This is a genomic window from Edaphobacter sp., from assembly GCF_035763405.1.
Taxonomy (GTDB): Bacteria; Acidobacteriota; Terriglobia; order Terriglobales; family Acidobacteriaceae; genus Edaphobacter.
In genome coordinates this window covers 1-3,992 of sequence record NZ_DASUBE010000057.1, presented here as the reverse complement: position 1 = coordinate 3,992, position 3,992 = coordinate 1, and the positions used below count along the sequence as shown (strand labels likewise).

At 60.7% G+C, this 3,992-nt stretch carries 5 protein-coding genes; 4 read left to right on the top strand and 1 reads right to left on the bottom strand.

The window, feature by feature from the left end:
- The 4 genes from VFU66_RS05665 to VFU66_RS05650 form a co-directional block, all read left to right on the top strand.
- Positions 1 to 222: PEP-CTERM sorting domain-containing protein (locus tag VFU66_RS05665; protein ID WP_326445267.1), on the top strand; the 222-nt coding region annotated here is incomplete at its 5' end.
- A 360-nt stretch (positions 223 to 582) separates the two neighbouring features.
- Complete coding sequence (locus tag VFU66_RS05660) at positions 583 to 723, top strand: hypothetical protein (protein ID WP_326445266.1); 141 nt, start codon at positions 583 to 585, stop codon at positions 721 to 723.
- Positions 724 to 1,059: 336 nt separating this feature from the next.
- Positions 1,060 to 2,541: a DEAD/DEAH box helicase gene (locus VFU66_RS05655; RefSeq protein WP_326445265.1), complete on the top strand. Its 1,482-nt coding sequence runs from the start codon at positions 1,060 to 1,062 to the stop codon at positions 2,539 to 2,541.
- 84 nt (positions 2,542 to 2,625) lie between these two features.
- Entirely contained in the window at positions 2,626 to 3,141 is a 516-nt protein-coding gene (locus VFU66_RS05650; RefSeq protein WP_326445264.1) for a VIT1/CCC1 transporter family protein, read from the top strand.
- Between the two features lie 6 nt (positions 3,142 to 3,147).
- Here the strand turns inward: VFU66_RS05650 and VFU66_RS05645 are convergent, their stop codons facing one another.
- Positions 3,148 to 3,813, bottom strand: a complete 666-nt coding sequence (locus tag VFU66_RS05645) for a Dph6-related ATP pyrophosphatase (RefSeq protein WP_326445263.1) — start codon at positions 3,811 to 3,813, stop codon at positions 3,148 to 3,150.
- Positions 3,814 to 3,992 lie beyond the last annotated feature (179 nt).

Below are 3,992 nucleotides of genomic sequence, written 5' to 3'. Positions count from 1 at the left end.
TGGAGCAATGGCGACGTAGGCGGAGGGCCGATTCTCTATGCCGCCGGTCTTGCGAATGCGACCGGCCTGGTTGACAATCCGAACTCCGGCCCCAATGCCGAAGGGCTCCCTGGAGAGGCTGGCTTATTCACATCCAGTCCTGTGCCTGAGCCCGGTTCGCTGGCGCTGCTGGGAACGGGGATGGTGGGTCTGCTTGCCGAGGTACGGCGCAGGCTTCGGTAGATGCCAGGCACACTGTTGCGGGGGATGAGAATCCTCCGCAACGGTGTTTCCCGGGCCTTCGGCCCAGGCTGGTCGATGTCGCGCCTTTGGCGCTGAGCGTGTTTGCCGTGTTCTCACACAGACGCTAAAGCGGCCCCCTCATTTGCTGGATTATTCGTGGGGCTGAAGAGGGTGCTGAAAAAGTGTCTCGCCGGGAAGAAAGCGTACCTCAGCGGCTAAAGCCGCGTTGATTTTGCAGCGTTAGCGACACGGCTGAAGCCGTGCCCTTAAGCAAAACTGACTTTTTCAGCACCCTCTGAAGCCCCACGCTTATCCCCGAAGGCAACCTGAAGACTTTTCAGCATCTTTTGAAGAGGCTGTGTGAGAACGGTATGCATTGACGCTGAAGGGCGGGAGATACGGGGGGCTCTGCACTACGGCGGCAAAAAGCTGTCGCCTTCGGTCGAGATGACGTGGAGTGGTGGCGTGCAAAAAGCGCCGCCCTCGGTCGAGATGACGTAGCGTGGTGGCGTGCAAAATGCATCGCCTCCGGTGGATGTGCTACACTGATTGTGCATTCGGAAGTATGGATGCGGGCGTCGCAGGCAAAGACCCTTTGGAACATGAGGGTCTGGCCAGAGACTGCGGGCCGCCCTACCCCACCGCTTATTTTCCCGCTTACCTGCGGAAACCGCGCTGGTTGCTCTGGCTGGATGGCCCGTCAATGGACAGGCCTCGCCGTGCAGCAGCAACGCTTCGATACCTCGATGGCAGTGCTGATGAATTGAACCCCATGGCGCGTGTGCGCGCCTCTGCATTCATTTGCCGATTTTTTCAACCTCCCCCAAAGGAAAGATTTTGACGACAGCAATTCTTGAACAGCCGGAGACGCTCCAGGCTGAGACCGTAACGAACAATCCCCCTTCCTCCGATGCAGCGAAATTTGGCTGCTTCAACGACTTCAACATCTCCTCTTCACTGAAGACCCGCCTTGCGGGCGCGGGCTTTGTGACGCCGACGCCGGTGCAGACGAAGGCGATTCCGCCGGCGCTGAGCGGTTCCGACATTCTGGCCACGGCCTCGACTGGAACCGGCAAGACGCTGAGCTTTCTGATACCCATCATCGAGCGGCTGGAGGCGACCTCTGCACCAAGCACGAAGGGCAAGCGCAACACGATTCGCGCGCTGATCCTGCTGCCGACTCGCGAGCTGGCGATGCAGGTGCTGGAAGCGTACTGGAAGCTGATGCCGGGCGCGAAGCACGATGCGGTGCTGGTGTGCGGCGGGCTTTCGGAAAACACACAGCTTGACCAGCTTGATCGCGGGCCGCGTCTGGTGGTTGCTACGCCGGGACGGCTGGAGGACTTTCTGCGTCGCCGCGAGATCTCGATCAACGCGGTCGAGATGTTTGTGCTGGACGAAGTGGACCGCATGTTGGACATGGGCTTTCTGCCTGCGATTCGCCGCATCGTGACAGCGATTCCCAAGCAGCGCCAGACGATGTGCTATTCGGCGACGCTGGATGCGAATATTCAGGAGATTGTGCGCGACTATGTGCGCAACCCTGTCCGCATCGAGATTGGGGCGACCTCAAAGCCTTCCGACCGCGTGGAGCTTCGCGTGTACAGCGTGATGCAAGACCAGAAGCTGGGCCTGCTGGACCAGATGCTGAATGAAGAGCAGGGGACGTTTCTGGTGTTCGCGCGGACGAAGCATGGCGCGGACCGCATCTGTCGCAAACTGGAGAAGCTGGGCCATGATGCGGACGTGATTCACGGCGACAGGTCGCAGTCGCAACGGACGGCGGCCCTGAAGGGCTTTGCCAACGGCAAGCATCGCGTGCTGGTGGCGACGGACGTGGCCGCGCGCGGCATCGACGTGCAGGACATCGCGCACGTGGTGAATTACGACCTGCCGAACGCGAGCGAAGACTTCGTACACCGCATTGGGCGAACCGGCCGGGCGGGAGCGAAGGGCGTGGCAACCACGTTTGTGATGCCGCAGGAACGGCACGACGCGCGCAAGCTCGAACGCGAGTTGAAGATAAAGTTCGACTGGCGCGAGGCCGATAAGAATCTGGAGAAGGAGCTGCGCAATCAGCCGCTGGACATCACTACTCCGGGGATGGATCTTTTGCAGCTTGAGACGCGCGCGTGGCGCAATGATCCCGCTGCCGCCTCCACATCGAATGGCAACAAGAACAGCAACGGACAGGGCAGGCGGAGAGGCTTCTCCGGCGGGCGCGGGCCGGGCAGCAACCGGGGACACTCCGGTGGCCAGAACAGCGGGGCTGGTGGACGTTCACGCGGTCGCTCGGGCACTGCACGCCGCGGCCAATAACGACTCACGCAAGACAGCTTCGCCCGGTGGGCCAACCAGCCGCCGGGCGAAGCTGTTTGCGCTTCGAGCCGTTAGCATAGAGGCATGGCCGAGAACATACCGAATCTGAGCGAGCTGTCGGAGATCGTGGAGAACGATAAGAGCTTCGTGTTGCGGATTGTGCAACCGGGGCTGGCAGGGCTGATGGACGGCTCCGTCTCGACGCTGGCGCCGATCTTTGCGACTGCGTTTGCAACGCATAGTTCCCGCACAACGTTTCTGATTGGAGCGGCCACGGCTGTCGGTGCGGGCATCTCGATGGCCTTCTCGGAAGGGCTTTCGGACGATGGCTCGCTGACTGGACGCGGCGATCCAGTCTTTCGCGGAATTGTCACCGGGCTGATGACCTTCATCGGCGGCTTTCTGCATACGCTGCCGTTTCTGATTGCGAACGTTCATCAGGCACTGACGCTGGCCTACACCGTGGTTGGGGTTGAGCTGGTTGTGATTGCTCTGATTCGTCACCGCTACTTTAAGACGAGCTTTGCGCTTTCGTGTTTGCAGGTGATCGTGGGCGGTGGGCTGGTGTTCGCAGCGGGCGTGTTGATTGGGCAGTCGTAGAATTTTTTACGATTGGGCGATCATGTCTGCGTAGCTGAATCCGTCGCGCAGGACGCGCTCTCCGGTTTGCACGGGAATCTCCGAAGAGAACATGGGGCCGGCCCAGCAGAAGGAGTGGAACTCGCCGTTTTCGCCGCAGGGATCGACGGTGGCGGGCAGTTCGTCGAGGAGTGCATGGTCCCACTCGCGGCCTGCAAATTCGGCAGGGAGCTTTCGCGGGTCGACGCAGGTGAGGCGCGCGCGCAGGCCGCCCGCCATCATTTCGCCGGCAAGGCGATCGGTGGGGATTCCCCAGACAGGGAAGATGGGTTCGAGGCCGGTGCCTGCGAGTTTGGCGATGCGGTAGGCGCGGATATCTTCGAGGAAGAGATCGCCGAACGCTACGCCGGTGAATCCTTCGCGCACGGCTCGCAGGCAGGCGGCGGACATGCGCGTTTCGTACTCTTCGTTCGAGCAGGGGAAGGGCAGGTCGATCTTCCAGAGCGGCAGTCCGGCGAGTTGGGCTTGACGATCGAGGAGTTCTTCGCGGAAGCCGTGGATGGCTACGCGGCGGAACTTTTCGTTCACGGTTGTTAATAGCGCGGCGACTTCGTACTCAGACGACTGACGCAGCAGATGGAGCGCCCAGGCGGAGTCTTTGCCTCCGCTCCAACTGAGGAGGATTTTTTTCATCGTTCTATCTAATCATGAGCGGGAGTGGAGAACGATCCGGGGCTAAAGAGGGTGCTGAAAAAGTGTCTCGCCGGGAAGAAAGCGTACCTCAGCGGCTAAAGCCGCGTTGATTTTGCAGCGTTAGCGGCACGGCTGAAGCCGTGCCCTTAAGCAAAACTGACTTTTTCAGCACCCTCTAA

What these genes read in the sequence shown, in the direction of transcription:
- VFU66_RS05650 (WP_326445264.1), top strand. Translation starts at nt 2,626, where the DNA reads ATGGCCGAGAACATACCGAATCTGAGCGAGCTGTCGGAGATCGTGGAG.
- VFU66_RS05645 (WP_326445263.1), bottom strand. Translation starts at nt 3,813, where the DNA reads ATGAAAAAAATCCTCCTCAGTTGGAGCGGAGGCAAAGACTCCGCCTGG.